Here is a 2,724-nt window from a genome sequence, read left to right on the forward strand (position 1 = left end):
AAGGAATTGTACTGAGCTACGCATTAGATAAAAAAGTGATAATGAAAGGTAAATGTATAATGAAAAAAATAAAAAAGTTAATTGTTCCAATTAGCTTTAGTTTATTGCTAATTGGATGTAGCGGTAAAGAATTGAATGGGAATTGGAGATTAGCGGATAATGACACTACTTGTCCGGTTTCTTACCAGTTTGATAAGAAAATCGAAGTTAATCCAGAAAATAAAAAAAAGAAAACTATATGGTTAATAGAGATGCATACTCAAAAAATAGCAAATGAATATAAAAATGCAGGGACATACACTTGGCTTGATAATGAATGGATAAATATTGATTATGGAAACAATTTTACTCAAAAACAAAAAATGGTACAAGATAAAGACAAATTAACAATTTATTTTCCATGGGTAGAAAAAGTATGTACGTATAAAAAAACAAAGTAGGATGCCTTCAAAATTATAGAAGAAACTATGGATTGATAAAGGAACTTTAGATGTATGGCTAAAAAGCAATCTAGATATTATATATATTTGATATGTATGTAATGGAATACGAGCTGGTTTTGCTTGTTATCTAGTCAATGATACTTTATTCCAAACTTGGCTGTATGCGATAAGTTCTATTCATAATGGAGCTACATTTTCAATGAGGGAAAATATTAGAATAATGCTAGTAAGGTATTTAAAAATATGCTTTATTAGAGACATTCTGCACTTTCCTTCTGAAAATGATAAGATTTCAATGTAGAAACGTGGAATTTTATAGCCATTCAAAAAATACTAAAAGAATTTTTCTTTTTAAGGGAATGACAGGAATTCAAATTATTTTCAAAAAGAATGAATTACACATTAGTAATTTTGCAGATGAAATTAATAGAGTAATCAATTTTGTATTTGAATATAAGGAAGAAAAAGAAGAGGTAGGATAAAATGAAGCCGATTACAATTCTAATAGCTGATGATGACTTGAAGATTGCTGAATTAATTGAAATACATTTAAAAAAAGAAGGATACCAGGTTGTAAAAGCAACTGATGGAGAAGACGCAATTGAAATTATTCAATCGCAGGCAATTGATTTAGTGGTTTTAGACATCATGATGCCAAAAATGGATGGTTATGAGGTGACGCGTCAAATCCGTACCAAACAAAATATGCCAATTATTTTCTTAAGTGCGAAAACATCTGATTTTGATAAAGTGACGGGTCTTGTACTAGGTGCAGATGATTATATGACGAAACCTTTTACACCAATTGAATTAGTTGCACGTGTGAATGCTCAACTTCGCCGATTTCTTATGTTAAATCAACCGAAAGTAGAAGAAACATCTGTTTTAGAGGCTGGAGGCGTTGTTATTGATTTTGAGAAAAGAACGGTACATGTATACGGAGAACGAATTGATTTGACACCAAAAGAGTTTGATATTTTATATTTATTGGCAAGTCATCCGAAAAAAGTATATAGCCTTGAAAATATTTTTCAGCAGATATGGACAAATGATTATTATGATGATAACAATAATACAGTTACGGTGCATATTCGTACTTTACGAAAGAAACTTGGAGAAGATAAAAGGAAGAACAAGTTAATAAAAACGATATGGGGAGTAGGTTATACTTTCAATGGCTAAAATAATAAAAAGTTTTAGGTTTAAAATGATTGCTTTGTTTGCACTAAGTATGATGTTAGCAGCTTTCGGAACATATATAATTTATAAAACATTAGGGTTCTCTTTTAGAATGATGGTTAGTCATGAAGACTATGTAGCAAATAGAGTGGTTGGGGGAAGTATTTATTTCTCTTTCCTTTCCTTCACTTTGCTATCTATTTTATTCTTTTTCTTTTTAACGAAACCTTATTTAAAGTATTTTGATGAAATTTCTAATGGCATTCATCATCTCTCTAAAGGAGATTTCACACATAAAGTTTATATTTCATCAAATGATGAATTCAGCGATATTGCACGCGCAATTAATATTGCAAGTGAAAAATTAAAAGAGGCGGTTGAACGAGGAGACTTTGCAGAAAGTAGTAAAGATCAACTTGTTGTTAACTTAGCTCATGATTTAAGAACACCATTAACATCTGTCCTAGGTTATTTAGATTTAATTCTCAATGAGAAAAACTTAACTGCGGAACAAATTAAATATTATTCTACAATTGCATTCGCAAAATCACAACGACTTGAAAGTTTAATTGATGAGTTATTTGAAATTACACGAATGAACTATGGTGTACAACAAATAGATAAAAAAAACATTAATATAAGTGAATTGCTCGTGCAATTAGATTTGGAATTATATCCATTATTAGAGAAAAATCAATTAGAGGCTAGATTACATGTTGCACCAAATTTAACTATCAACGGTGACGGGAATTTGTTAGCACGAGTATTTGAAAATCTTCTAACAAATGCGGTTCGATATGGAAATAATGGGAAGTTTGTTGATATGAATGGATACATTGAAGATGGAGACGTTGTTGTACAGATTATTAATTATGGAGAAAGTATACCAGAAGAAGAGTTACCTTATCTTTTTGATATGTTTTATACAGGTGATAAAGCAAGAACAGTACAGAAAAATAGTACGGGTCTTGGATTATTTATTGCTAAAAATATTGTTGAGAAACATAATGGGAAGATTTCTGCAGAAAGTAATGTAGTGAGAACAATTTTTGAAGTGAGATTACCAAAAGAAGAGAATTGAAAAATTTAATAAATATTTAAT

The 2,724-nt window shown here is 29.9% G+C and carries 4 protein-coding genes; all 4 read left to right on the forward strand.

From position 1 onward, the window contains the following. Positions 1-440, forward strand: a 440-nt coding sequence (locus ACQGSG_RS28185) for a hypothetical protein (protein ID WP_426948620.1), incomplete at its 5' end; no start/stop codon positions are given. Positions 441-802: 362 nt separating this feature from the next. After that, positions 803-925, forward strand: a complete 123-nt coding sequence (locus ACQGSG_RS28190) for a hypothetical protein (protein ID WP_255288293.1) — start codon at positions 803-805, stop codon at positions 923-925. 1 nt (position 926) lies between these two features. Beyond that, entirely contained in the window at positions 927-1,625 is a 699-nt protein-coding gene (locus ACQGSG_RS28195) for a response regulator transcription factor (RefSeq protein ID WP_065704807.1), read from the forward strand. Further along, on the forward strand, positions 1,618-2,703 hold the full coding sequence (locus ACQGSG_RS28200; protein WP_061667624.1) for a HAMP domain-containing sensor histidine kinase: 1,086 nt from the start codon (positions 1,618-1,620) through the stop codon (positions 2,701-2,703). Before ACQGSG_RS28195 ends, ACQGSG_RS28200 begins: the two co-directional genes overlap by 8 nt. Positions 2,704-2,724: the final 21 nt, after the last annotated feature.

The sequence above is a fragment of the Bacillus sp. GMa5/1 genome (genome assembly GCF_050172015.1).
In the GTDB taxonomy this organism is placed as follows: Bacteria; Bacillota; Bacilli; order Bacillales; family Bacillaceae_G; genus Bacillus_A; species Bacillus_A cereus.